Origin of the sequence: Mycolicibacter algericus DSM 45454, assembly GCF_002086455.1 — a bacterium.
GTDB classification, from domain to species: domain Bacteria; phylum Actinomycetota; class Actinomycetes; order Mycobacteriales; family Mycobacteriaceae; genus Mycobacterium; species Mycobacterium algericum.
Window position 1 is genome coordinate 101451 of sequence record NZ_MVHC01000003.1, and the last position, 25917, is coordinate 127367.

Below are 25917 nucleotides of genomic sequence, written 5' to 3' on the forward strand. Positions count from 1 at the left end.
GGTCCAGCCGGGGAATGAGCTTAGCCTGGCGACGATGCGGACGAGGCACGAGTCCGAGGAGGAGCCGGGCAATCGGGCCGGGCTGAAGCGATTCCCAAGGAGCGTGTTGAACGCCACCAACGCCCCCGACGCGGCCGTTCTGCTGTTTGCCGGGCGGTCCTTACCGCGCCCGTTACGGGGGCTCACGACCGTGCCCGTGAGCGACGACGCCGCCGAAGCCGTAACCGCGGCGATCGAACACTTCCACCGGTTGGTGGTGGTCGGGGATGACGCCGACCTGGCCCGAGTGCTGACTCGGCTGCTGCGCTCCGACCGGCTGGATGTCGAGCTGGGGTACGCGCCGCTGCGGCGCACCCCCGCCACCCGGGCCTACCGGCTGCCTGCCGGCTGGTGGGCGGCGCGGCGTGCCCGGCACGGCACCGCCGGCCCGGTGCCGCTGATCCGCGACGATGCCGGAACCGCACTGGCCGGCGCCGGTCGCTGGCTACCGGTCGACGGCGCCGAAACGCTGCGCGGCGAGGGGATCGTCGACGACGCCGCGCTCTTCGACGGCGACGTGGCCGAAGTGCTGATCGAACCGATCGGCGCCGCGCCGGGATTGCGGGCCGGGGTGCCGGGGCGGCGACGGCGGGTGCGCCGCTGGGTGACCGGCCGGGCCGCGCAACTGGGCACCACCGGTGCGCTGGTGGTGCGCGACGGGGTCTATGGCACCCGGACGGTGAAGCGATCCACCTTCTATCGCCACGTCGACGACTGGCTGCTGGTCCGGTAGCTCCGAGGGGTCCGATAGGTTCGTGCGGTGAACGTCCGCCCGCTGCGTGGCCAGGCGGTACGGCCCAGCCCGGTCTTCCTGGCGCTGGTGGCCGTGACCGCGCTCGGCGGCGTGCTGGCCTGGCGGGCGGCCGGCGAGATCGGGCCGATGGCCTATGCCGGGGTCTTCGTGTTCGTCATCGCCGGCTGGCTGGTGTCGCTGTGTCTGCATGAATTCGGCCACGCCTTCACCGCTTGGCGCTTCGGTGACCGCGGGGCGGAGATGCGCGGCTATCTGACCCTCAACCCGCTGCGCTACACCCACCCGGGGTTGTCGCTGGTGCTGCCGCTGCTGTTCATCGCGCTGGGTGGCATCGGCCTGCCGGGCGGTGCGGTGTACGTGCAGACGTCGTTCATGACGCCGCTGCGGCGCAGCCTGGTGAGCCTGGCCGGCCCGGCGGCCAACCTGGTGTTGGCCGGGCTGCTGCTCGGCGCCACCCGGGTGTGCTACGACCCCGCGCATCCGGTGTTCTTCTCCGGTCTGGCGTTCCTGGGTTTCCTACAGGTCACCGCGGTGCTGCTGAACCTGCTGCCGGTGCCCGGGCTGGACGGCTACGGCGCGTTGGAGCCGCATCTGAGCCCGGCCACCCAGCGGGCGGTGGCGCCGTTCTCACAGTGGGGCCTGCTGGTGCTGCTGGTGCTGCTGATCTCCTCACCGATGCTGAACCAGAAATTCTTCGGGTTGGTGCTCTGGTTCGTCGACCTGTTCGCCGTGCCGCGCCTGCTGGTGTCGTGGGGCATGAGCCTGACGCAGTTCTGGAACAGCTGGTTCTGATCGCACCGCACCCACGACGGCGCCGCGACCTATATTTGCTAGCCATGGCCACCGGTCACGATCACCATCACACCGACGCCCGGCTGTCCCGGATGGTCATCGGGGCGGCGATCCTGACCGCGTTCTTCGTCATCGAGCTGGGCACCGCGATCTCCATCAACTCGATCGCACTGCTGGCCGACGCCGGGCACCTGCTCACCGACCTGGCCGCGCTGTTCATGGGGGTCGCCGCGGTGATGCTGGCCCGGCGCGGCAGCACGTCACCGTCACGCACCTACGGCTGGCACCGCGCCGAGGTGTTCACGGCGGTCGCCAACGCGGTGCTGCTGGTCGGAGTGGCGACGTTCATCCTGACCGAGGCGATCCGGCGCATCGGGACCGCGCCGGACGTGCCGGGCGTGCCGCTGATCGTCATCGCGCTGGCCGGTGTGGCGGTCAACATCGTGGTCATCCTGCTGTTGCGGTCGCACATCGAGCGCAGCCTGGCGGTGCGTGGCGCCTACATGGAAGTGGTCGCCGACACGGTCGGAAACGTCGCGGTGCTGATCGCCGGTGTCGTCACCGTCACCACCGAGTGGCCCTACGCCGACGTGGTGGTCGCCGTGTTCGTCGCGCTGTGGGTGCTGCCGCGGGCGTTCGCACTGGCCCGCGACGCGCTGCGGATCCTGTCCGAGGCGTCGCCCGGCCACATCGACGTCGCCGAACTGCGGGCGGCACTGTGCGCCGTCGACGGCGTCACCGACGTGCACGACCTCCACGTCTGGACATTGGTTCCGGGCCAGGACATGGCCACCGCCCATCTGCGCACCAGTGCCGACCCAGGACAGGTGCTCGGCGAGGCGCGGGCGGTGCTGGCAGCCCGTGGCCTGACCCACGCCACCGTGCAGGTGGAACCGCCCGGGCAGGGCGGCGATTGCCCCATCGGATGCTGACCTGCGCGCGTTATCGCATGGTCAGCTCAGCCCCAGTTCCGAGCGGGCGCCGGGATCGCAATCGTCGAGCAGAGCCAGGCAGCGGGCCCGCTCGTCGGTCTCCCCGATGGAATCGGCGGCACGCGCCAGCGCGGCCACACACCGCAAAAAGCCCCGGTTGGGTTCATGCGTGTACGGCACCGGGCCGTAGCCCTTCCACCCGTTGCGGCGTAGCTGGTCCAGACCCCGGTGGTAGCCGGTGCGCGCGTAGGCGTAGGCGGTGACCGCCCTGCCCTCGGCCAATGCCGCTTCCGCCAGCGCCGCCCACGCCACCGAGGCCGACGGATGCCCGGCCGCGACAACGGCGGGGTCCTGGTTGGCACGCAGGCCGGCCTCGGCGTCGGGGTCGCCGGGCAGCAGGATCGGATCGGGGCGCAGGAGATCACCGGAGAAAGTCACATCGCCCATTCTGCCGTGCCGTCGGTGGCCAGCCACTCCAACAATGCGCCGCCTCGCTCAGTAAGCTGGCGCCCAGCAGATTCGCTAACGGGAGGACAGCAGCAGCTTATGCCGAACCCATCGGGCCCCGACCGCGACGACACCCCCGTTCCGCCCGCATCCGGTCACGATCCCGCTCCCGATGGCCCCCCGATCCAACCCACCGAGCCCGATCAGGCCGTCGACGTGCACCCGGTCCCCTCCGGGGAGGACGACACCGCCACCACGGTCATTCCAGAGGCCGCTGACGCCGCACCGGCGGATGCCCCCGACGCCGATGCCGATGCCGTCACCGAGGTGATCACCACCGAGGCCGCACCCACCACCACCGATTCCGGCCCGGACGGACCGCCGGAGCGACGGTTCACCGCGCCCGGGTTCGACGGGGCGACCGAGGTCATGCCGTCGGTGGGTGACGCCGACACCGAGCTCATCGCCCGGCAGGCCGGTGATGCGGGAAAGGCGATACCGCAACAGATTCCGCCGCGACTGGGCGGCAGACTGCCCGCCACCGTGTCACGCAGCTGGGGCTGGGTGCTGGCGCTGATCCTGGTCATCGTGGTGCTGGCGGTGGTCGCGGTGCTGGGCACGCTGTGGCTGACCCGCGACGATCGGCAGGCCGCCTCGCAGGAAGAGCGGGTCCGGGGCACCATCTTGAACTTCGACATCGCCATGCAGAACGGCGACCTGGCGGCGCTGCGCAGCTTGACCTGCGGCGACATCCGCGACCGCTACGTCAACTACGACCAGAAGGCGTGGGACGAGACCTACCGCCGGATCGCGGCGGCCAAGCAGTATCCGGTGGTCGCCAGCATCGACGAGGTCGTGGTCAACGACGGCCACGCCGAAGCCAACGTCACCGCGTTCATGGCATACGCGCCGCGGGTCCGCTCAACCCGCAGCTTCGACCTGCAGTTCCGCGACGACCAGTGGAAGATCTGCCAGTCCCACGGCGGCTGATCTGGTGTAGGGCGCCTCAGCTCAGGGTCTTGCCGGCGCTGTGCAGGTCGTTGCACGCCTCGATGACCCGCTCGGTCATGGCGGCCTCGGCCTTCTTGAGGTAGCTGCGCGGGTCGTAGACCTTCTTGTTGCCCACTTCGCCGTCGATCTTGAATACGCCGTCGTAGTTGGTGAACATGTGCGCCGCAATCGGGCGGGTGAACGCGTACTGGGTGTCGGTGTCGACATTCATTTTCACCACGCCGTGCTGCAACGCCTCTTCGATCTCCGACTTCAGCGAGCCCGAGCCGCCGTGGAAGACGAAGTTGAACGGCTTGGAGCCGGCCGCCAAGCCCAGCTTGGCCGCCGCCACCTTCTGGCCCTCACCCAGGATGTCGGGACGCAGCTTGACGTTGCCGGGCTTGTAGACGCCGTGCACGTTGCCGAACGTGGCGGCCAGCAGGTACTCGCCGTGGTCGCCGACACCGAGGGCGTCGATGGTCTTCTCGAAGTCCTCCGGGGTGGTGTAGAGCTTCTCGTTGATCTCGGCTTCCACGCCGTCCTCTTCGCCGCCGACCACGCCGATCTCGATCTCCAGGATGATCTTGGCGGCCGCCGCCTTGGCCAGCAGCTCCTCGGCGATGGCCAGGTTCTCGTCGATCGGCACGGCCGAGCCGTCCCACATGTGCGACTGGAACAGCGGGTCCTTGCCCGCCTTGACCCGCTCGGTCGAGATCGCCAGCAGCGGACGCACGAAACCGTCCAGCTTGTCCTTCGGGCAGTGGTCGGTGTGCAGCGCCACGTTGATCGGGTACTTGGCGGCGATCACGTGGGTGAACTCGGCCAGCGCCACCGCGCCGGTCACCATGTCCTTGACGCCCAGACCGGAGCCGAACTCCGCGCCGCCGGTGGAGAACTGGATGATGCCGTCACTGCCGGCGTCGGCGAAACCCTTGATGGCGGCGTTGATGGTCTCCGACGACGTGCAGTTGATCGCCGGGAACGCGTACGCGTTCTCCTTGGCGCGGCCCAGCATCTCGGCGTAGACCTCGGGGGTGGCGATGGGCATGGAACTCTCCTCCTGGCTGACCGAAACTGACATCAAGTATCTCAGGGCCGGTTTGGCTCACGGCCCCCGGTATGTTGGTGCGTCATGAGCATGACGGTGGCGGCGATGCCCCACATCTTGGACCCGATGTACTGGATCGGGCAGGGCGGGGTATTCGAGCACGCCGTACTCCCGGCGATCCTGGTGATCGTCTTCATCGAGACCGGTCTGCTGTTTCCGCTGCTGCCGGGTGAATCACTGTTGGTCACCGGTGGCCTGCTGGCCGCCGCCGGCAACCCCGACATCTGGGTGCTGGCGCCGTCCGTGGCGGTCGTGGCGGTGCTGGGTGACCAGTGCGGCTATTTCATCGGCCGTCGTATCGGTCCGGCGCTGTTCAAGAAGGAGGACTCCCGCTTTTTCAAGAAGCACTATGTGACCGACTCACATGCCTTCTTCGAAAAGTACGGTCCGGTGGCGATCATCCTGGCCCGCTTCGTGCCGTTCGCCCGGACCTTCGTCCCGCCGATCGCCGGCGTGTCCTATATGCGCTACCCCGTCTACCTGGCCTTCGACATCGTCGGCGGCATCCTGTGGGGGGCCGGGATGACCCTGACGGGCTACCTGCTGGGCACCAAGGTGCCGGGCATCACCGACCACCTGGAACTGATCATCATCGGGATCCTGTTCGTCTCGCTGCTGCCGGCGATCTTCTCGGCCACCAGGGCCTACCTGGCGCGCCGGCAGAATCGCGCGGCCGAGACCGCCGACGATGAGTCCGCGCTCAGCACGCAGAATCCCGAGTAGCGCCGCACCCGGTCAGCCAGGCGGGCGGGCGGCAGCCACGACGTGGGCGGCCTCCATCAGCATCCAGCCCGACAACTGCACCGACAGGTCGCGTTCGGGCACCTCGGATTCGTACACCGCCCCGGCGACGGAAGCGGCCACCGCGCCGTCGGCCCGGGGTACGTCGGCGGGCCGGTCCCAGAACGCCCCGAACAGCGGCAGGCCGTCCACCGACTGCCGGTAGTCCCACGCCGACCTCGCCGACCTCAGCACCAGTTCGGCCGCGGTGCTGCGCGCCTCGGTGTCGGCGGGGGACTCCCCCGGTAGATCGGTGGCGACCAATGCCAGGTACCGGGCGGTGATTCCGGCGAACAGCCCGCCGTCGCCGCCACCGGCGCCCTTGAGCACCCCGCCGGGGGCCATTTGCTTGTCGACCGCGGCGACCAGCCGCTGCACCCGCTCCGCATGCCGCGGCGCGCCGGTGCGCACCGCCAGTTCGGTTTCCAGACCGAGCACCACGCCCTGGCAGTAGGTGTATTCGGCGCGCACCAGCGACCCGGACCGGATGCCGTCGAACACCAGGTGGGTCTCCGGGTCGATCAGGGTGGCGTCGATCCAGTCGCCCATCTGCTGGGCCCGCTGCAGCCACTCGGGTTCACGCGCCAGGAAGATCCCGGCCGGCCCGTTGGCGGGGGCATTGAAAAACGGCCCGGTGAACTGTTCGTCCTTGCGCCACGGGATCCCGCCGCCGGCCTCGGGCATCCAGGAGTCGGTCAGCTCGCGCGTCAGGGTGCGCAACGCGCGGTGCCGGTCGATCCCCGTGACCCGGCAGGCGCGCTGGATGGCCAGCGCCAGCCAAGCCATGTCGTCGTAGTAGGCGTTGGTCCAGCGGAACACGTTGCGCAACCGGTGGGTGCGGATCTGGCGCTTGATCGACGTCACGCGTTCGGGCTGCGGGTCACGCAGTTGCGCGTCGACCAGGCAGTCCAGCAGGTGCGCCTGCCACCAGTAGTGCCAGTGCGGCGCCCGGCGGATCGGCGGCCAGGCCACCACGCCGAGGTGGGTGCCCGGGAGGTGCCAGAGCGGTTTGAGATGTCTCGCGGTGACAGCGGCCTCGGCGCTCTCGGCCCGATTGGCCCATAGCAGATCCATAGCGGTTGATCCTGCCGCATCGGGCAGCGCCATCCCACAACTACCGAGAAGCCGGGCCACGACGCTGACCCGCGAGGTAGGCCAGCGCCACGGCGGTCGCGGCCAACCCGGACAACGCGCCGACACCGAGCGCCCAGCGCGGACTGAACGCGTCGGCTATCCAGCCGATGAGGGGCGCACCAATCGGCGTGGTGCCCACGGCGATGGCCAGCCGCAGCGCCATCACTCGCCCGCGCATCACCGGCTCGGTGGTCAGTTGCATCAGGCTGTTCGTTGCATTGGTGAACGTCAGGGTGGACACCCCGATCACGGCGAGCGCGACACCGAAGAGCCAGACATCCGGCGCGACGGCGGCGAATGCGAAGCCGACACCCAAGACCGCCGCGCTGAAGAGCAGTGACCGGAAGCGGGGCCTCTCCCAGCCCGCGGCGAGCAGTGCTCCGGCGAGCGTGCCGACCGCCATCACCGAGGACAGCAGCCCGTATTGGTTCGCGCCGCCGTGGAAGACGGTGACCGACATGGTCGAGATGAAGATCGGGAAATTGAGCCCGAAGGTACCGATCAGAAACAACATCAACAGGATCGCCTTCAGATCCGGACGCGCCCAAACGTAGCGCAAACCCGCCATGAGATTGCCCCGCGCCGGGCCGACGGCACGGGCGTTGGGATAGAGCTCTCGCACCCGTAACAGCGCCAGCGAGGCGAGCACGGCACCGAAGGACGCCGCATTGATGAGAAACGCCCAACCCGTGCCGACGGCTGCGATCAGCGCACCGGCGACGGCAGGACCGATCATCCGCGCGGCGTTGATCGACGCGGAATTCAGCGCCACCGCATTGGAGAGGTCGTCGTCTCCCACCAGATCGGAGACGAACGTCTGGCGCGCCGGCATATCGACCGCGCTGATGCAGCCGGACAGCAACGCCAGGACGTAAACCTGCCACAGCTGGACGAGGCCGCTCACGGTGAGCAGGCCGAGGACGAGCGCCAAGACGCCCAACGCCGTCTGGGTGGCGATCAGCAGTTTGCGCCGGTCGAAACGGTCGGCGGCATAGCCGGTCCAGGGCAGCAGGAGCAGCTGGGGCCCGAATTGCAGGCCCATGACGACCCCGACCGCGGTTCCGCTGCGGGCGGTGAGCTCGGTCAGCACCAGCCAGTCCTGCGCGGTGCGCTGCATCCAGATTCCGATGTTGGAGACCAGCGCCCCGCCCGCCCAGAGCCGATAGTTGAAGACCTTCAGAGATCTGAACGTGCTGCCGGCCATGCCGTCAGCACACCATGCGGTCGAGGACTGTCTCAGTAAGGCCCGACTCTTACCAGGCGTTTTCCAGGTTGCCATGCCGGGCGATCCAGGTGTGCATCACGATGCCGGCCGCCACCCCGACGTTGATGCTGCGGGTCGAGCCGAACGCGGCGATGGACACCAGCAGACCGGCTCCGGCGCGCATCTCGTCGCTGATGCCGGGGCCTTCGCTGCCGAACACCAGCAAGCAGTCGCTCGGCAGCACGGTCTGCTCCAACCGCTGCGCCCCGGCGACGTTGTCCACCGCGACGACGGTCAGGCCCTGTTGCGCGGCGAACTCCAGCAGTCCGGCCACCTGGTCGTGATGCCGCAGCCGCTGGTAGCGGTCGGTGACCATGGCGCCGCGCCGGTTCCACCGCCGCCGCCCGACGATGTGCACGGTGTCCACGGCGAACGCGTTGGCAGTGCGTACCACCGAGCCGATGTTGGCGTCGTGCTCGAAGTTCTCGATCGCCACGTGCAGCCGGTGCCGCCGGGAGTCGATGTCGGCGATGATCGCCTCGCGGGTCCAGTAACGGTAGGCGTCGACGACGTTACGGCGGTCACCATCGCGCAGCAGTTCCGGGTCGTAGCGGGAATCGGTGGGCGGCTCACCCTGCCACGGCCCGACGCCGTTGGCCGGCGGGAACCACTCGGTGGGACCGGGTTCGGCCACCGGCTCGGTCACGAAGTGGTCCATACGGCGGCGTGGGTGCCCACCACCGACACCGAGGCGTAGAGCACCGCGGCATTGATCTCACCGTGCGTGCACAGCGACGTCGGTACGTGCACCGAGTTCAGCGACGCCTCGGGCAGGATCAGCACCGACGACCCGGAGGCCAGACAATCCGGCCCCAGCCCGGGCATCGGCGTCGCTGGACCGGCGACGAGCATCAGCGGCCCGCCGCGGGCGTCCGCGTCGTCGCGGTACTGTCCGGCGACCGCGTCGGCAGCCAGGCTCAGCACCATGTATCCGTTGCCGGAGAACGCTTTCGGGTCGCCGAGGGCGCTCGGGGCCAGCGGGACGCCGTCGGCCCGGTATGCCGCCACCCCCTGCGGGGTGAGCACCAAACCGGTGTCGTAGGGGTTGATCGGCGGCAGCCCTACCGGGAACGCCGCGGGGTAGGCCACCGTGGTGTCCTTGATCCGGTCGGCCGGCGAGTAGGCGTAGACGCCGCGCACCGCGCTGCGTTCCTTGAGCGGCCCCAGGCACACGGTGCCGTCCAACCGGTCGGGTTCGCGGGTCGACAGCGGCGCCGGCGTCAGCTGCCCCAGCGCATCGCAGCTTCCCAGGCCGGTCGCCTCGACCGGGCGGGCGGGCGTGCCGTAGATCCCGAACCGCAGTTCGCCGGCCGCGGCGTGCGGGCCGCCCGGATCCGGGACGTGCGCCTTGACGTCGATAAGGACATGATCGACCTCCCAGCGCAGGTTGGTCAGCGTCAGCTCCCAGCCCAACAACGGCAGCGCCTCGCCGATCCGCGCGCCCTGGGCGCCGTAGGGGCCGCTCGCAGCGGAACCCGAACAGGCCGCCGCACACGCGGCGGCCAGCGCCAGCACCGCCGCGATCAGAGTCCGCACAACCCGGCTCAGCCCAGTCCCAGCTCGGCCAGGCCGAGCACGCTGCGGTAGGGCACACCTTCGGCCTCGATGGCCTCCGCCGCCCCGGTGGCACGGTCCACCACGGTCACCACACCGACGACGTGCCCACCGGCCTCGCGCACCGCACGCACCGCGGTCAGCGCCGACCCGCCGGTGGTGCTGGTGTCCTCCACCACCAGCACCGACCGCCCCGCCACGTCCGCTCCTTCGATAAGTCGTTGCATGCCATGGGCTTTCACCGACTTACGCACCACGAAGGCGTCGATCGGCCGGCCCGGGGCGTGCATGACGGCGGTCGCCACCGGGTCCGCACCCAGCGTCAGGCCGCCGACCGCCGCGTACTCCCAGTCGTCGGTGAGCTGGCGGACCAGCCGGCCGATCAGCGCACCGGCCCGATGGTGCAGGGTGGAGCGGCGCAGGTCGACGTAGTAGTCGGCTTCGGCGCCCGACGACAGCGTTACGCGCCCGTGCACCACCGACAGTTCGCGGACCAGCGCGGCCAATTCGTCACGCTCTCCGCTGTCAAGTACGCCCACTGCCCCGCCCGAAAGTCTTGGTCAGCGTCCGCGACAACCCGCGCGGAATCAGCCGGCTGACCGTCGTGATCGCCTTGTACTGCAGGCCCGGCACACTGATCACGTCGCCCCGGGCGATGTCGGCCAGGCTGGTCGCGACGACGTCGTCGACCTTCAGCCACATGAACGAGGGCAGCGTGTCCATATCGATGCCGGCGCGCTCGTGGAACTCAGTGTGCACATAGCCCGGACAGACCACGTGGATGCCGACCCCGGTGCCGGCCAGCCCGCCGGCCAGCCCCTCGGTGAACGACACCACCCAGGCCTTGGAGGCCGAGTATGTCGAGCCGCGACCGGACAGCAGCCCGGCGACGCTGGCCACGTTGATGACGGTTCCGGTGCCGGCCTCGATCATCGCCGGCAGTGCCGCGCGGGTCAGCTGCATGACCGCGGTGACGTTGACGTCCAGCTGGGATTGCAGCAGCTCGGGGTCGGCGGTCCAGAACTCCCCGGAGGTGCCGAAACCGGCGTTGTTGACCAGCACCCGCACGCCGGCGCGAAGCCGTTCGGCGACCTTGGCCCGGTCGTCGGCGTCGGCCAGATCGGCCGGCAGCACCTCGACGTCACCGCCGTGACTGCCGCGCAGTTCGGCCGCCAGCGCCTTCAGCCGCTTGGCGTCGCGGGCCACCAGGACCAGGTCATAGCCGTCGGCGGCGTAACGGCGCGCATAGCCTTCGCCAAGTCCCGAGGTAGGCCCGGTGACCAGGGCCGTAGGTCTGGCAGGACGCGACATGCCCCACAGCGTAACGAAGCCGGACGTCAGCGCTGATAGTGCGCTGTCTGCCGGCCGTTGCGGCCCGCGCCCGGTGACGGGGCGTGCAGCATGCCCGACGGCTCGTCACGGGCGGCGCGGCGCCGCGACCGCGGCTCGGCGGCCGCGGCGGTGTTGCCTGCCGGCGGCGCGGACGCCCGGGACGGCGACGACGCCTGATCGGCCGCGCTGTCCTCGGCGGAGTCCGCGGCACCGCCCGAACCCAGCGGGCGGCTGGGTTGTCCGTTGCGTCGGCTCGCCGGCTTGGCTGCCCCGGTCGCCGCTTCGACCGGCTGGCGCCGCGGCGTCGGGGGCAGTACCCGCAGCAAGTCGTTGAACTGGCGTACGCTGCGCAGCCCCTCGTCCCACTGGGCGCGGGTGCTGGTGATGGGCATACTCACCAACGTCCAGTTCGCCTCGTTCCACATGATCTCCGCGCAGTCGGGGGCGGTGTGGGCGAAGGTGACCATCCGCCGGTCGCAGGCGCGCCGCGCCGCGTCGAGGTTGGTGGAGTAGACCATCCGCGGGCCGATCGCCCCGAGCAGCCAGATGTCGTTCTCGCGGGGCTCCTTGAGGCCTTTGAGCCGCACGTCGACGACGACGTTGGTGCTGACCTTGCGGTGCAGTGCGATCACCGTGGCGACTTCGTCCAGGTCGAAGATGTAGACGGCCTCGCCGCGGATCTGACCGAGCACCACGTTGCGGACGGGCGCATCGCCTGCCGTCGATATCACGCCGCGCTTCCAGCGCTGCAGGATTTCGGTGGACTCCAGTTCGAAGTCGAAGCCCTGGGAGCGGGCCCAGGATCTACGGCGCCGGCTGCGGCCGCGACGCTGGTCGAGGTCCACGTACAGCAAGACGCCCGCGCCGACGAAGCACAGCGCGGACAGCGTGAACCAGAGCGGGACCATTGCGCCTAGCGTATCTGTTGTCGGCCCGGAAGCGAGAACGCTTGCTGGTCACAACCGCATATCAGCACGATTCCAAGAGGTCAACGTCACACTTCGAGGGCGTTGGAGCCGCCGAAGATGGTGGTCCCGACACCGTTCGGACTGTATGAGATGTACACCGGTTGCTGGGCGAAGGGGAAGTTGCCGGTATTCATGAAGGCACCGGCACCACCGACCACGCTCGGGCTCTGCGCCGACGGATCCGATGAATTCACCGTGTAGGAGTACAGCAACGTCTGACCGTCATCGGTGTAGACCTGCACCGTCGTTCCGTTCGGCAAGACTCCCAGTTGCGTCGGCGTGACGCCCGCCTCCTCCAGCACTGATGACGGCATGGTGCCGTAGACACCGCCGGAGTCGACGACGGCGGTCACGTGCTGGGCGGGTGCGCCGTTGATGCTGACCGCCAGTTCGGTGTACGGCGACCCGTGGGCTGCAGTTCCGTCGGTCAACGGGTTGTCCCCGAACACCAACTGGTCGCCGGCCTGGTCGATCAGCACACCGTGACCGAGATCCCCTGGCAGATTTGCGGTCGGAATGTCGCCGGGATTCGGCCCGAGCGCATTTGCTCCGACGCCCAGCACGCCGACGACGTTGGCCGGGCCCAGGTAGTCGGCGATGGACCACGAGCCGAAGATGTTGAAGTCCGCTGGGAAGGCGAAGAGTACGGCGGCGACGCTGGTGTCCGCGGTGACCGTGTCGCCGACGGCGTCGGTGAAGGTGACGGTGGTGGGCAGTTCGACATAGAAGTAGTCCAGCGAACCGCCGAACTGGCCGATGTTGAACCCCGTGGGTAGCCCGGTGATGCCGGTCCACGGGATGTCCCAGATCGGCATGACCAGGCCGGCCGCCCCGGTGTCGACCAGCACCGGCGCCGTACCGCCGCCCCCCACCGAGACGTCCACCACGGGCTCGGTGGTGGCATTGACCTGCAATGGAACCGTGAAGCTGTCGGGGACGGCGGTGTCCGCTCCGGACGCGGCGGCGCTGCTGGCCGTGCCCGCGTCGGTGGCCCCACCGAATGTCCACTGCTCGAGGTCGTTGATCGGGGTGGCGACCAGATTCTGGTACCAGCCGTCGATCAGGCTGTCCAGCGAGGCCAGCGCCGAACCGGGGTCGCTATCGGCGGCTATGCCCGGGTCGACCGCACTGAGCGCGTCGATGATCGGCTCGAAGAGGTCGTCGAAGTCGGCGTGCGCCGCGGGTACGCCCCCGAAGGCCACGACCGCCGCGACCGCCGCGGTTGCACCGACCATCCTCCGTCGAACTGCCGTCATCTCCTGGAACCTCCCCGCGCGAGGTCACAGACCGTTGCGTCCATGACGAATCGCGGTCAGCTAACGCACTCAAGGGCGCAGGGCACCAGAGGATCTGCCCAAGAAAAAGCCAAAAATCACCGACCGCCGGGCGGGTCAGCTTCCGGCCTGAATGAGGGTGCCACCAACGATGGTCTGGCCGCCGGGCACACCGTAGTTGATGTAGACCGGCTCCTGGGCGAACAGCCAGTTGCCGGTGTTCATGCCGCCGCTACTGATCACGACCGGGCTGCGCACCTCACCCGGCTGGGAGCCCACCGTGTAGTTGTACAGCGGCGTGCCGTCCTTGGTGTAGACCTGAATGGTCGTCCCGTCCGGCAGGGATCCGTTGACCGGTGTCACGCCGGACCCTGCCAATGCGGAGGTCGGCATGGTGCCGTAGACCCCGCCAGAGTCGATGACGGCACGCACCGTCACGGGATCTGCACCGTTGATGCTCACCTGCAGGTCACTGGAGTTGATCGTCCACGGTGCCCCCTGGATCACGGTGCCATTCTCATACGGGTTGTCCCCGAAGATCAGCTGGCCGTTGGGCTGGTCGATCAGCACGCCGTTGCCGAGGGTGCCCGGCAGATCAGCGGTCGGAATGTGGTCGGGTGTGGGTCCGAGCGCGTTGGGTCCGATGCCCAGGATGCCGGTGGAGGAGCCGGCCAGATAGTCGTAAATAGACCAGGCGCCGAAGGGGTTCAGGTCCGCCGGGAAGGCGAAGAGCACCGCGTCCACCGTGGTGTCGGCGGTGACGGTGTCCCCGTCGACGCCGGTGAACGTGACCGTGGTGGGCAGCTCCACGTAGAAGTAGTTCAGCGCTCCGCCGAACTGGCCGATGTTGAAGCCGGTGGGCAGGCCGGTGATGCCGAAGGGGTTGATATTCCAGATCGGCACGACCAGCCCGGCCGCGCCGGTGTCGACCAGCACCTCTGTCTGCGCGCCGCCGCCGATCGAGACGTCGATCACCGGCTGGGTGGTCAGGTTGACATCCATCGGGACGGTGAAGCTCGACGGGAGGTCCGCAACCGGGGTGTCGGGGCCGTAGGCGACAGCGCTGCCCGGCAGATCGGAACCGAACAGCCACGGCGCAATGCTGTTGAGCGGGTTGTAAATGAGGTCCTGGTACCAGCCGTCGAACAGGGTGTCCAACGAGGCCAACGCGCTGCCCGGGTCGGTGTCGGCAGCAACGCCCGGGTCGACCATGCTGAAGGCGTCGATGATGGGCTGGAACAGGTCGTCCCATTCGGCCTGCGCCGTGGGCGCAGGGGCGCTGAGCACCAGGAACGCCCCGGCGGCGCTGACCGCCCCGACCAGGCGATGACCACGAACCGACATGACGAACCCTCCGAATTAACGACAGTATTGGAAAATACTGGACTTTCTCAGTAACCGTTAGGCTAACCGATCAGCTTCGTCATCGCATCCGGAGAGTCCACCCCGCAACAGACACAGGTCCCCCGAACCCGGTTCGGGGGACCTGTGCCTATTCGGTGTCGTTGTCAGCCCAGGATCAGCGCGTCGCCGTCGGGACTGATGTTGACGGGCACGGTGTCACCATCGTGCACCTCGCCGGCCAGCAGCAGCTTGGCCAACTGGTCGCCGATGGCCTGCTGGATCAACCGGCGCAGCGGCCGGGCACCGTAGATCGGGTCGAACCCGCGCTCGGCCAGCCACTTCTTGGCCGGCAACGACACCTCGAGTGCCAGCCGGCGCTGCGCCAACCGCTTGTCGAGCTGTTCGAGCTGAATGTCGACGATCCGGACCAGTTCCTCGGGGTTGAGGCCCTCGAAGATCAGCACGTCGTCGAGCCGGTTGATGAACTCCGGCTTGAACGCCGCCCGTACCGCCGCCATCACCTCCTCGTCGGTGCCACCCGATCCCAGGTTGGAGGTCAGGATCAGGATGGTGTTGCGGAAGTCGACGGTGCGGCCCTGCCCGTCGGTGAGCCGGCCCTCGTCGAGGACCTGCAGCAGCACGTCGAACACGTCCGGGTGCGCCTTCTCCACCTCGTCGAAGAGCACCACCGTGTAGGGCCGGCGGCGCACCGCCTCGGTCAGCTGACCGCCCTGGTCGTAGCCGATGTAGCCGGGAGGCGCCCCGACCAGCCGTGCCACCGAGTGCTTCTCGCCGTACTCGCTCATGTCGATGCGGACCATGGCCCGCTCGTCGTCGAAGAGGAAGTCGGCCAGCGCCTTGGCCAGCTCGGTCTTGCCGACGCCGGTGGGGCCCAGGAACAGGAACGAACCGGTCGGCCGGTTGGGGTCGGCGACCCCGGCCCGGCTGCGCCGCACCGCGTCGGAGACCGCTTGCACCGGCTTGCGCTGTCCGACGACCCGCTTGGCGAGTTCGTCTTCCATCCGCAGCAGCTTGGCGGTCTCGCCTTCCAGCAACCGCCCGGCCGGGATGCCGGTCCAGGCGCTCACCACGTCGGCGATGTCGTCGGGACCGACCTCCTCCTTGAGCATCACCTGCTCACGGGCCTCGGCCTTGGGTAGCGCCGCCTCCAGCTTCTTCTCCACCTCGGGGATGCGCCCGTAGCGCAGCTCGGCGGCCTTGGCCAGGTCGCCGTCGCGTTCGGCGCGGTCGGACTCACCGCGTAGGGTTTCCAGCTGCTCCTTGAGCTCGCGGACGACGTCGATGGCGTTCTTCTCGTTGTGCCACCTGGCGGTCAGCTCGGCCAGTTTCTCCTTGTAGTCGGCCAATTCGGCACGCAGCTTCTCCAGCCGGTCCGCCGACGCGTCGTCTTCTTCTTTGCTCAGCGCCATCTCTTCGATCTCGAGCCGACGCACCAGCCGCTCGACCTCGTCGATCTCGACGGGCCGGGAGTCGATCTCCATCCGCAGCCGGGAGGCGGCCTCGTCGACCAGGTCGATGGCCTTGTCCGGCAGGAAACGCGCGGTGATGTAGCGGTCGGAGAGGGTGGCCGCGGCGACCAGCGCCGAGTCGGTGATCCGCACACCGTGGTGCACCTCGTAGCGCTCCTTGAGCCCGCGCAAGATGCCGATGGTGTCCTCGGCCGACGGTTCGCCGACGTAGACCTGCTGGAAGCGGCGCTCCAGCGCGGCGTCCTTCTCGATGTACTTGCGGTACTCCTCCAGCGTGGTCGCGCCGACCAGCCGCAGCTCGCCGCGGGCCAGCATCGGCTTGATCATGTTGCCGGCGTCCATCGCGCCCTCGCCGGTGGCGCCGGCGCCCACGATGGTGTGCAACTCGTCGATGAAGGTGATGACCTGCCCCGCGGCGTCCTTGATCTCGTCGAGAACGGCCTTGAGCCGTTCCTCGAACTCGCCGCGATACTTGGCGCCGGCCACCATCGAACCCAGATCCAGCGAGACCACGGTCTTGTCGCGCAGGCTCTCGGGAACGTCGCCAGCGACGATGCGCTGGGCCAGGCCCTCGACGATCGCGGTCTTGCCGACGCCGGGTTCACCGATGAGCACCGGGTTGTTCTTGGTGCGCCGAGACAGCACTTGCACCACCCGGCGGATCTCGGTGTCGCGCCCGATCACCGGGTCGAGCTTGCCCTCGCGGGCCCGGGCGGTCAGGTCGGTCGAGTACTTCTCCAGCGCCTGGTAGCTGGCCTCGGGGTCGGGGCTGGTGACCCGGGCGCTGCCACGCACCTTGGTGAACGCCTCCCGCAGCGCCTGCGGCGAGGCACCGTGACCGGTGAGCAGTTTGGCGACGTCGGAATCGCCGGTGGCCAGCCCCACCATCAGATGTTCGGTGGAGACGTACTCGTCGTCCATCTCGGTGGCCAACTGCTGGCCGACGGTGATCGCCGCCAGCGATTCGCGGGACAACTGCGGTTGCGCACTGGCGCCGCTGGCCTGCGGCAGCCGGTGCAGCAGACTCTCGGTCTCGGTGCGGATCGTCGCGGGGCTCACGCCGACCGCCTCCAGCAGCGGCGCGGCGATGCCGTCATTCTGGGTCAGCAGGGCCTGCAACAGGTGTGCGGGCCGGATCTCCGGGTTGCCGGCGGCGGTGGCCGCCTGCAGCGCCGCGGTCAGCGCCGCCTGCGTCTTGGTGGTCGGGTTGAACGAGTCCACGACACCTCCATATCGGGGTCAGAGCGGGCCTGGGAAGGCTCGCCAAAAATGCTTGTCGTGTTGTCCAACGTCGTCAAGGTTGAGTCTGTTCCGCTCAACCCTAATTTGGTCGGTTTGCGCTGCGGCGCTCAGGACAGCCGGTGGGGCGGCGGGACCGTGGCAGCGGCAATCGACCTCACTGACCCTGGACCGGGTCGATGGGCGGCTCCCGGTGAGCAGCGCCGACCTCGGCGCCTACGCCACCCGCCTCGTGCTCGCAGGCCTGGGCTGACCGGCGCGTCCAGAAATAGAGGCCGATCCAGACGCCGTAGCCGATCGCCATACCGGCATACATCACGGCGGGATCGGCCTGACCGTGAACGCTGAGGTACAACACGACCCCGGCCAACAGCGCGGGCAGCACCGCCGCGCGTCGCCTCATCGCGAATGCGCCGGCGACCAGCGCGATCGACGCGATCAGCAGCGCCGGGCTGACCCGGTGCAACAGGTCGAGCAGGGCACCCCGAGACTCACCGGCGCCGTGCGCCGCATGGCCCATGCCTGCGGCCCCGGATGCGCCGACCCCAAGTGCCACCAGGATCGCCGGCAGGCAGCAGCCCAGCGTGCAGGCCAGTGCGGCGATAACGCCCGCCACCCCGAACCGGCGACTCGTCGCCGAGCCGGGCCGGCGCCGATCAGGACATTGCGGCCTGGGTGGCATATCCGCCTTCCGTCGAAGTATTGCTGCGAACCTATACCCGGTAGGGGTATATAGCAAGTGTCGGGCGGTTCGCCGCCGTCGTGGGCGATGCCCGTCGGCCGAACGGCTACGGTGCTGCCATGACGTCCGGCCTGGGTTCGTTGTTGACCACGTTGATTCCGCTCGCGCTGGTGGTGGCGCTCTCCCCGATCACCGTCATCCCCGCGGTGCTGGTGCTGCACACCGCTCGCCCGCGCGAGACCGGGCTGTCATTCCTCACCGGCTGGCTGGCCGGGCTCGCCGCCCTCACCGCGGCCTTCGTCGCCGCATCCGGCCTGCTGGGCGGCCTGAACAGCACACCGCCGACCTGGGCGTCGTGGCTGCGGATCGTGGTCGGCGTGGCGCTGATCGCCTTCGGCGGCTACCGCTGGGCGACCCGGCACCGGCACGGCGAAATGCCGGGTTGGATGCGCTCATTCACCTCCATGACCGCGCCCCGGGCCGGGCTGACGGCCGTGGCACTGGCGGTGATCCGGCCCGAGGTGCTGTTCATGTGCGCGGCCGCCGGCCTGGCCATCGGCAGCGCCGGGCTGACGGCCACGGGCAACTGGCAGGCGGCCGCGCTCTTCGTGGCCGTGGCCGCATCCACGGTCGTGGTCCCGATCGTGGGCTACCTGGCAGCAAGCGACCGCTTCGATCCGGCACTCAACCGGCTCAAGGACTGGATGGAGCAGCAACACGCCGCGCTACTCGCGGTCATCCTGGTCCTCATCGGTGCGATGGTGACCTACAACGGAATTCACGCGCTCTAGCCGCTATCACCGCTGGTCAGCATAAGATCGCGGCCGTGGGCCTAGACGACCGTGACGCACTGCAGGCGCTGCGCAACGCGTTCGCCGTCGCCGACGGCGGCGGCGACAGCTTCGTCGGCCGCCTGTTCACCTGCTGGTTCGGCACCGACCCGTCGGCTCGAGACCTCTTCCCCGCCGACCTGACCGCCATCCGCGTCGCCTTTGCCCAGGCGATGAACTGGGTGTACGGCGAACTCGTCGCCCAGCGCGCCCAGGAACCGGTCGCATTTCTGGCGCAACTCGGCCGAGATCACCGTAAATACGGTGTGACGCAACACCATTACGGCACCATGGGGCGCGTGCTCTACGCCGCCCTGCGCGACGAGCTGGCCGAGGACTGGACCGCCGCGGTCGAGGACGCCGCCCGCGAGTCCCTGAATCTGATCATCGGGGTGATGGGCGGTGCCGCCGACGCCGAAGACGGCCCGGCCTGGTGGGACGGCACCGTCGTCGAACAGCTGCGGGTCTCGCGAGACCTCGCCGTCGTCCGGATTCAGTTGGACCGCCCGCTGCCCTACCATCCGGGCCAGTACGTCAAAGTCGAGGTGCCGCAGTGCCCGCGCTCGTGGCGGTACTTCTCGCCCGCCATCCCGGCCGACGAGACCGGTGCGATCGAATTCCACGTGCGCGGGGTCCCCGGCGGCCTGGTCAGCCCCGCGATCGTCAACGAGACCCGGCCCGGTGACCGTTGGCGGCTGTCCAGCCCGCACGGCGGCCTGCACGTCGACCGAGATGGGGGTGACGTGCTGATGATCGCCGGCAGCACCGGCCTGGCACCGCTGCGGGCGATCATCATGGATCTGACCCGATGGGGCGTCAATCCGCGCGTGCACCTGTTCTTCGGTGGGCGGTACCCGTGCGAGCTCTACGACCTGCCCACACTGTGGCAGATCGCTGCGCACAACCCGTGGCTGTCGGTGACCCCCGTGTCGGAGTACGCGCGCGACCCCGACTGGGCCGCCGACTACCCCGATGTGACCCCGCCGCGGGGCCTGCATGTGCGGCAGACCGGACGGCTGGCCGAGGTGGTCACCCGCTACGGCAGCTGGAGCGATCGCCAGGTCCTGATCTGCGGCGGCTCGGAGATGACCCGAGCTACCGCGGCCGCACTGATCACCAAAGGTGCCCCTGCGCAACGTATTCAACACGACCCGCTATCGGAGTGAACGTGCCCCGGTTCCAGGACTGCACCCTTCGTGATCCGTCGTCGGAGCTCACGGCGACGTTCGTCCCGAGCGCCGGCATGATCGGCACCTCACTGTCCGACGGCGGCGTGGAGCTACTGGGCCTTCGTCGGGGCCTGCAGGCTTACGTTGCCGAGCACAAGACCATGGGCATCCCGCTGTTGCATCCGTGGGCAAACCGGTTGAGCAGCAACAGATACCGTGTCGGCGACACCGAGGTCACGCTCACCCCGGGATCTGGCGGAGTGCACACCGACGCCCATGGCGCTCCGATTCACGGCACACTCGCCGGCGACCCCGGCTGGCAGGTGACCGAACAGTCGGCGTCGATGGTGACCGCCGAGCTCGACTTCGGTTCGCGGCCCGACCTGTTGGCTTCCTTCCCGTTTCCGCATCTGCTGAGGTTGGCCGTCCGGATCGCCGACCGCACGCTGACGGTGCGCACGACGGTCACCGCCACCACCGAGGCGGCGGTGCCGCTGTGCTTCGGGTTCCACCCGTATCTACAGCTGCCCGGCGTGCCCCGGGAGCAGTGGTGCATCGACACGCCGCCGATGCGTTCGCGGATCGTCGATGCCCGCGGTATCCCCACCGGGGCAACCGCGCCCTACCCGTCGGCGACCGAGTTGTTGGGCGAGAAGGTGTTTGATGACGGCTTCGACGACGTGGCCCCCGGCGCGGTGTTCGCGCTGTCCGGCGGTGGCCGACGCATCGAGGTGCACTTCGACACGGGCTATCCGGCGGCACAGATCTACGCGCCGGCCACCGAGGACGTGATCTGCTTCGAACCGATGGCCGCACCGACTGACGCGCTGCGCCGCGGCGGCTACCCGGTGGCACGGTTGGGAACGCCCGGCGTGGCCCAGTTCTCGATCCGAGTCGCCTGAGGCCTGGGGCCAGTTGGGAGCTAGGAGCTACGCGGCTTCCACACCACCACGGCGGTGCTTTTGGGCACCACCGCGATCTCGCGGCGCTGGTTGGCGCGCAACATCTCCAGCTCGGCCGCCATCTCCTTGAGCCGCGACTGCAGCGCCTCGACCTGGTTGGTCAACTCGATGATCCGCTTGATACCGGCCAGGTTGACGCCCTCGTCGTGCGAGAGCCGCTGCACCTCACGCAGCAGGTCGACATCGCGCTCGGAGTAGCGGCGCCCGCCGCCGGAGCTGCGGCGCGGACTGACCAGACCGATCCGGTCATAGGTCCGCAGCGTCTGCGCGTGCATACCGGCGAGTTCGGCGGCCACCGAGATCAGGAAGGTGCGGGAGTTCTTCTCGGATTTACTCATGATCGGTTACCCGCCCATCCGGCCCGCGGGTCGAATCCGCTGGACCGCTCCGCGGCCGCGTACGCCTCCAGCGCGTCCTGGGCGTGGCCCTCCAGGTTCGGCGGGACCGCGACCTTCACCGTGACCAGCAGGTCGCCATTGCCGCCACCACGCTTGGGAACGCCGCGTCCGCGCACTCGCAGGATCCGACCGTCGGCGGTGCCCTTCGGCACCCGCACGCCGACCTTGCCGTCCAGCGTCGGCACCGAAAGCGTGGTACCCAAGGCGAGTTCGGAGAAGCTGACCGGGATGGTGACTGTCAGGTCGTCGCCGTCGCGTCCGAAGACCTTGTCCGGACGCACCCGCACCGTCACGTACAGATCGCCGGACGGCGCACCGCGCAGCCCCGCCTCGCCCTGGCCGGCCAGCCGAATCCGTTGGCCGTCTTCGACACCCGGCGGAATGCGCACGTTGATGGTGCGGGTGCGGGCCGCCCGCCCGGTTCCCCTGCATTCCGAGCACGGGTGCTCGATGATCGACCCGCTACCGCGGCAGTCGGTACACGGCTCAGAGAATCCGAACGCACCCTGGTTGCTGTTGATGACGCCGGATCCGTTGCAGGACGAGCACACTCGCGGACTGGTACCCGGTCGCGCGCCACTGCCGTGACAGTTGGTGCACGGTGCGGCGCTGGTAAGCCGCAACGGCATCTCGACGCCCTTGGTCGCCTCCAGGAAGCTCAGTTCGGAGTCGGTCTCCAGGTCGTTGCCGCGCCGCGGCCGGCTGGGCCGCTGCTGTGCACCGCGGCCGAACAAGCCCCCGAAGAGATCGCCGATGTTGGCGCCGCCGGTCTGACCGGCGGCGCCGAACAGGTCGTTGAGGTTGAACTCGCTACCGTCGCCGCCGGTGCTGAACCGATCGAAGTTGCCGCCGCCGCCGCCGAAGCCACCGCCGCCGTTGAAGCGCCGTCCGAACCCGCCACCGGCGAACAGCCGGCGGGTCTCGTCGTACTCTTTGCGCTTGGCCGGATCGGTGAGCACTTCCTTGGCCTCGGACACCGCCTTGTAGCGATCTTCGGCCGCCTTGTTACCGGGGTTGCGGTCCGGATGATTCTCGGCGAGCAACCGGCGGGCCGCCCGCTTGACGTCCTCGGCACTGGCGTCGGAGGAGACGCCCAGCTCTTTGTAGAAGTCCTTCTCGACCCATTCACGCTGAGCCATGACGCGTCACCTCCTCACCTGGATCAATTCTCGTCGCCGCCGTCTTCGTCGTCGGCGTCGGCCCCGCTGCTGCCCTGGTCACCGTCCGGGACGGTGTCGACCACGCCGACCATGGCGTGGCGCAGCACCTGCTCACCGAGCTTGTAACCCTGCCGCAGCACGGTGCCGATCACCGAATGGCTTCCGTCGCCCTCATGCTGGACGGCCTCGTGCAGCAGCGGATCGAACTCGTCGCCCTCGACGCCGAACGCTGCCAATCCCAGCCCGTCGAGCACACTGGTCAGCTTGTCGCCCAATGCCTTCAGTGGCCCCGCCTCGAGGTCGCCGTGGCTGCGGGCACGGTCCAGGTCGTCGAGGATCGGCAGCAGCTCGGTCACCACCGAGGCCTTGGCCCGGTCCGCGACGCCCTGCTGGTCGCGCAAGGCCCGCTTGCGGTAGTTCGCGAAGTCGGCCTGTACCCGCTGCAGGTCAGCGGTCAGCTCCGCAACCTGGTCGACCTCGCCACCATCGACGACCGGATCCGCCGGTGCCGGCTCGCTTGGAGCCGGTCCGGCAGGACCCGCCCGCACCTCACCGGTTTCCGGGTCGATGCGGCGCTTGTCGGTCACGGTGATCTTCTCCGGGGCCGGCTCGCGTGAATCGCCTTCGCTCACTTGGTGTCTCCATCATCGACCACTTCGGCGTCGACAACATCGTCGTCACCGCCGGACGCTGCACCGGCTTCAGCGGCCTGCTCGGCCTGGGTGGCCTCGTAGATCGCCTGGCCGAGCGCCTGCGATTCGACGCCCAACTTCTCCATCGCCGACTTGATGGCGCCGATGTCGGTGCCCTCCAGCGCCTTCTTGGCCTCACCGATGGCGGCGTCGACCTTGCCCAGGGTGTCCTCGGGAACCTTGGAGCCGCCCTCGGCCTCACGCTGCTCGGTGACGAACTTCTCGGTCTGGTAGACCAGCGACTCGGCCTGGTTGCGCACGTCGGCCTCTTCGCGACGCTTGCGGTCCTCGTCGGCGTGCGCCTCGGCGTCCTTGATCATCCGGTCGATCTCCTCCTGGGACAGGCCGGAGCCCTCCTGGATCTTGATCGTGTTCTCCTTGCCGGTGCCCTTGTCCTTGGCGGTGACGTGCACGATGCCGTTGGCGTCGATGTCGAAGGTGACCTCGATCTGCGGGACACCGCGCGGGGCCGGCGGGATACCGGTCAGCTCGAAGGAGCCGAGCAGCTTGTTGTGCGAGGCGATCTCGCGCTCACCCTGGAAGACCTGGATCTGCACCGACGGCTGGTTGTCGTCGGCGGTGGTGAAGGTCTCACTCCGCTTGGTCGGGATCGTGGTGTTGCGCTCGATCAGCTTGGTCATCACGCCGCCCTTGGTCTCGATACCGAGCGACAGCGGGGTGACGTCAAGCAGCAGAACGTCTTTCACCTCACCCTTGAGCACGCCGGCCTGCAGCGCGGCGCCCACCGCGACGACCTCGTCGGGGTTGACGCCCTTGTTGGGCTCCTGGCCGCCGGTCAGCTCCTTGACCAGGTCGGTCACCGCGGGCATCCGGGTGGAACCACCCACCAGCACCACGTGGTCGATCTCCGACACCGAGATACCGGCGTCCTTGATCACCGACTGGAACGGCTTGCGGGCACGGTCCAGCAGATCCTGGGTGATCTTCTGGAACTCCGAGCGGGTGAGCTGCTCGTCGAGGAACAGCGGGTTCTTGTCGGCGTCGACGGTGATGTAGGGCAGGTTGATCGAGGTGCTCTGCGAGCTCGACAGCTCGATCTTGGCCTTCTCGGCCGCCTCCCGCAGCCGCTGCATCGCCATCTTGTCCTTGGTCAGGTCGATACCCGACGTGGCCTTGAACTTGTCGACCAGCCAGTCGACGACGCGGTCGTCCCAGTCGTCGCCACCGAGGTGGTTGTCACCGGAGGTCGCCCGCACCTCGACCACGCCCTCGCCGATCTCCAGCAGCGAGACGTCGAAGGTGCCGCCACCGAGGTCGAATACCAGGATGGTCTGTTCCTTGTGGCCCTTGTCGAGCCCGTAGGCCAACGCGGCCGCGGTGGGCTCGTTGACGATGCGCAGTACATTCAGGCCGGCGATCTGGCCGGCTTCCTTGGTGGACTGGCGCTGGGCGTCGTTGAAGTAGGCGGGCACGGTGATGACCGCGTCGGTGATGTCCTCACCGAGGTAGGCCTCCGCGTCGCGCTTGAGCTTCATCAACACCCGGGCGCTGATCTCCTGCGCGGTGTAGTCCTTGCCGTCGATCTCGACTTTCCAGTCGGTGCCCATGTGGCGCTTGACCGAGCGGATGGTGCGGTCGACGTTGGTGACCGCCTGGTTCTTGGCGGGCTGGCCGACCAGCACCTCACCGTTGCGGGCGAACGCGACGACCGACGGGGTGGTGCGCGAGCCCTCCGAGTTTGCTACGACGACAGGATCGCCGCCCTCCAGCACCGAGACGCAAGAGTTGGTGGTCCCGAGGTCGATTCCGACCGCACGAGCCATTGTGGTTCCTCCCTGATAGACGATTCCCTAGTCTGAGCGGACTGCGCTCAAGGATGCGCTTGCCGCAGCCCCGCTGTCAACTCAGACTTGAGTGGTATTGACTCAACTTGTTGATCTGGTCAACGGGCGGGGTACCCGGTTTGTTCCCCTAGGCGGTCGCCGGGTGCGCCGAGGCGCCGGCGAGCGCCAGGTCGGGAAATCGCTCGAACAGCGCGCGCAGGGCGATGGTGGCTTCCGTGCGGGCCAGGTTGGCCCCGAGGCAGGCGTGGATTCCGCTGCTGAAGGACAGGTGATCTTTGGCGTTGGGCCCGGTGATGTCGAACCGGCCGGGGTCCTCGAAGACGTCGGGGTCGTGGTTGGCACCGCCCAGCTGGTCTCGGTGACGCAGCAACAGCACGATCGCGTTGCCGATGAGATTGACGGTGGTCTCGAATCCCGCGCCGACGACCAACAACGCCGTCACGCCCAGTTCGCGTCGGTCAAGATCCCCGTCGCGGATCACCTGGCTGAAGATGTCGTCGCCGGGCTCGTCACGCAACCGTTCGATGTGGTCGCCGAAATCGCGGTCGCTTTCCCGCAGCGATTGCATGGCGTGCCGAAATATCTTCCAGGACACGCCGATATCGAGCAGCGGTGCACCGCGGTCACCCCGGTCGAGCAGCTGCGGCCGCATTTCCTCGGGAATGCCGAGGATCTCGGCGATGATCCGCGCCGGCAACGGACCCGCGAAGTCGGCGATCAGGTCCGGCTGGGCAGCGGTGCTCGCCGTCGCCGCCTGCGACCAGCCCGGTGAGTTACT

25 protein-coding genes and 1 pseudogene are annotated in these 25917 nt (G+C 68.7%); 8 read left to right on the forward strand and 18 right to left on the reverse strand.

The genetic code is table 11. From position 1 onward, the window contains the following. The first annotated feature begins 103 nt into the window (after positions 1–103). Genes BST10_RS04020 through BST10_RS04030 form a run of 3 tightly spaced genes read left to right on the forward strand, consistent with a single transcriptional unit; the run spans position 104 to position 2517 of the window. Complete coding sequence (locus tag BST10_RS04020; protein WP_083036460.1) at positions 104–772, forward strand: peptidase M50; 669 nt, start codon at positions 104–106, stop codon at positions 770–772. Between the two features lie 27 nt (positions 773–799). Next, positions 800–1585 carry a site-2 protease family protein gene (locus BST10_RS04025; protein ID WP_013827303.1) on the forward strand — a complete coding sequence of 262 codons (786 nt, stop codon included), beginning with the start codon at positions 800–802 and terminating at the stop codon, positions 1583–1585. A 44-nt stretch (positions 1586–1629) separates the two neighbouring features. Next, positions 1630–2517: a cation diffusion facilitator family transporter gene (locus tag BST10_RS04030; protein ID WP_083036461.1), complete on the forward strand. Its 888-nt coding sequence runs from the start codon at positions 1630–1632 to the stop codon at positions 2515–2517. Positions 2518–2538: 21 nt separating this feature from the next. Here BST10_RS04030 and BST10_RS04035 read toward each other — a convergent pair whose 3' ends face one another. Continuing rightward, on the reverse strand, positions 2539–2955 hold the full coding sequence (locus tag BST10_RS04035; RefSeq protein ID WP_083036729.1) for a DUF3151 domain-containing protein: 417 nt from the start codon (positions 2953–2955) through the stop codon (positions 2539–2541). A 108-nt stretch (positions 2956–3063) separates the two neighbouring features. Between BST10_RS04035 and BST10_RS04040 the strand changes: the two genes are divergently transcribed. Continuing rightward, entirely contained in the window at positions 3064–3954 is an 891-nt protein-coding gene (locus tag BST10_RS04040; protein WP_083036462.1) for an Rv0361 family membrane protein, read from the forward strand. Positions 3955–3970: 16 nt separating this feature from the next. Here the strand turns inward: BST10_RS04040 and fbaA are convergent, their stop codons facing one another. Next, positions 3971–5002 carry a class II fructose-bisphosphate aldolase gene (gene fbaA, locus BST10_RS04045; RefSeq protein WP_083036463.1) on the reverse strand — a complete coding sequence of 344 codons (1032 nt, stop codon included), beginning with the start codon at positions 5000–5002 and terminating at the stop codon, positions 3971–3973. Positions 5003–5086: 84 nt separating this feature from the next. Between fbaA and BST10_RS04050 the strand changes: the two genes are divergently transcribed. Further along, positions 5087–5785: a DedA family protein gene (locus BST10_RS04050; protein WP_013827298.1), complete on the forward strand. Its 699-nt coding sequence runs from the start codon at positions 5087–5089 to the stop codon at positions 5783–5785. A gap of 12 nt (positions 5786–5797) precedes the next feature. On the opposite strand, the gene BST10_RS04055 is transcribed toward BST10_RS04050, so the two are convergent. The 11 genes from BST10_RS04055 to BST10_RS04105 form a co-directional block, all read right to left on the reverse strand. Further along, on the reverse strand, positions 5798–6916 hold the full coding sequence (locus tag BST10_RS04055) for a glycoside hydrolase family 76 protein (RefSeq protein WP_083036464.1): 1119 nt from the start codon (positions 6914–6916) through the stop codon (positions 5798–5800). Between the two features lie 40 nt (positions 6917–6956). After that, positions 6957–8180 (reverse strand): MFS transporter, encoded by a 1224-nt coding sequence (locus tag BST10_RS04060; protein ID WP_083036465.1) that lies wholly within the window; start codon positions 8178–8180, stop codon positions 6957–6959. A gap of 49 nt (positions 8181–8229) precedes the next feature. After that, positions 8230–8898, reverse strand: a complete 669-nt coding sequence (locus BST10_RS04065; protein ID WP_013827295.1) for a TrmH family RNA methyltransferase — start codon at positions 8896–8898, stop codon at positions 8230–8232. Then, a complete protein-coding gene (locus BST10_RS04070) occupies positions 8883–9776 on the reverse strand; it encodes a hypothetical protein (RefSeq protein ID WP_083036466.1) in 894 nt (297 codons plus the stop codon). Before BST10_RS04070 ends, BST10_RS04065 begins: the two co-directional genes overlap by 16 nt. Before the next feature lie 8 nt (positions 9777–9784). Beyond that, complete coding sequence (gene pyrE, locus BST10_RS04075; protein ID WP_083036467.1) at positions 9785–10333, reverse strand: orotate phosphoribosyltransferase; 549 nt, start codon at positions 10331–10333, stop codon at positions 9785–9787. Further along, entirely contained in the window at positions 10320–11105 is a 786-nt protein-coding gene (locus tag BST10_RS04080; RefSeq protein WP_041316805.1) for an SDR family NAD(P)-dependent oxidoreductase, read from the reverse strand. Before BST10_RS04080 ends, pyrE begins: the two co-directional genes overlap by 14 nt. Positions 11106–11131: 26 nt before the next feature. Further along, the gene (gene ttfA, locus BST10_RS04085) at positions 11132–12034 is read right to left on the reverse strand and encodes a trehalose monomycolate transport factor TtfA (protein WP_083036468.1); all 903 of its coding nucleotides are present in this window, start codon (positions 12032–12034) and stop codon (positions 11132–11134) included. An 86-nt stretch (positions 12035–12120) separates the two neighbouring features. Continuing rightward, a complete protein-coding gene (locus tag BST10_RS04090) occupies positions 12121–13350 on the reverse strand; it encodes a PecA family PE domain-processing aspartic protease (protein WP_235673680.1) in 1230 nt (409 codons plus the stop codon). 135 nt (positions 13351–13485) lie between these two features. Beyond that, the gene (locus tag BST10_RS04095; RefSeq protein ID WP_083036470.1) at positions 13486–14712 is read right to left on the reverse strand and encodes a PecA family PE domain-processing aspartic protease; all 1227 of its coding nucleotides are present in this window, start codon (positions 14710–14712) and stop codon (positions 13486–13488) included. 164 nt (positions 14713–14876) lie between these two features. Further along, positions 14877–17423 (reverse strand): ATP-dependent chaperone ClpB, encoded by a 2547-nt coding sequence (clpB, locus tag BST10_RS04100; protein ID WP_083036471.1) that lies wholly within the window; start codon positions 17421–17423, stop codon positions 14877–14879. Between the two features lie 175 nt (positions 17424–17598). After that, entirely contained in the window at positions 17599–18057 is a 459-nt protein-coding gene (locus tag BST10_RS04105) for a hypothetical protein (RefSeq protein WP_083036472.1), read from the reverse strand. A 185-nt stretch (positions 18058–18242) separates the two neighbouring features. On the opposite strand from BST10_RS04105, the gene BST10_RS04110 reads away from it, so the two are divergent. Genes BST10_RS04110 through BST10_RS04120 form a run of 3 tightly spaced genes read left to right on the forward strand, consistent with a single transcriptional unit; the run spans position 18243 to position 21024 of the window. Next, positions 18243–18914, forward strand: coding sequence for a GAP family protein (locus BST10_RS04110; protein ID WP_083036473.1), 672 nt, complete (start codon positions 18243–18245; stop codon positions 18912–18914). A 35-nt stretch (positions 18915–18949) separates the two neighbouring features. After that, positions 18950–20119: an FAD-binding oxidoreductase gene (locus BST10_RS04115; protein WP_083036474.1), complete on the forward strand. Its 1170-nt coding sequence runs from the start codon at positions 18950–18952 to the stop codon at positions 20117–20119. 2 nt (positions 20120–20121) lie between these two features. Then, a complete protein-coding gene (locus BST10_RS04120; RefSeq protein ID WP_083036732.1) occupies positions 20122–21024 on the forward strand; it encodes an aldose 1-epimerase in 903 nt (300 codons plus the stop codon). 20 nt (positions 21025–21044) lie between these two features. Here BST10_RS04120 and BST10_RS04125 read toward each other — a convergent pair whose 3' ends face one another. The 5 genes and pseudogenes from BST10_RS04125 to BST10_RS04145 all read right to left on the reverse strand — a co-directional run. Beyond that, positions 21045–21422 (reverse strand): heat shock protein transcriptional repressor HspR, encoded by a 378-nt coding sequence (locus tag BST10_RS04125; RefSeq protein WP_083036475.1) that lies wholly within the window; start codon positions 21420–21422, stop codon positions 21045–21047. Further along, positions 21419–22621: a molecular chaperone DnaJ gene (gene dnaJ / locus BST10_RS04130; RefSeq protein WP_083036476.1), complete on the reverse strand. Its 1203-nt coding sequence runs from the start codon at positions 22619–22621 to the stop codon at positions 21419–21421. The genes BST10_RS04125 and dnaJ overlap by 4 nt, the downstream gene beginning before the upstream one ends. 23 nt (positions 22622–22644) lie before the next feature. After that, the gene (gene grpE, locus BST10_RS04135) at positions 22645–23274 is read right to left on the reverse strand and encodes a nucleotide exchange factor GrpE (protein ID WP_083036477.1); all 630 of its coding nucleotides are present in this window, start codon (positions 23272–23274) and stop codon (positions 22645–22647) included. Next, complete coding sequence (dnaK, locus tag BST10_RS04140; protein ID WP_083036478.1) at positions 23271–25118, reverse strand: molecular chaperone DnaK; 1848 nt, start codon at positions 25116–25118, stop codon at positions 23271–23273. Before dnaK ends, grpE begins: the two co-directional genes overlap by 4 nt. A 172-nt stretch (positions 25119–25290) precedes the next feature. Then, positions 25291–25869: pseudogene (locus tag BST10_RS04145) on the reverse strand (cytochrome P450); the annotation flags it as partial. Positions 25870–25917 lie beyond the last annotated feature (48 nt).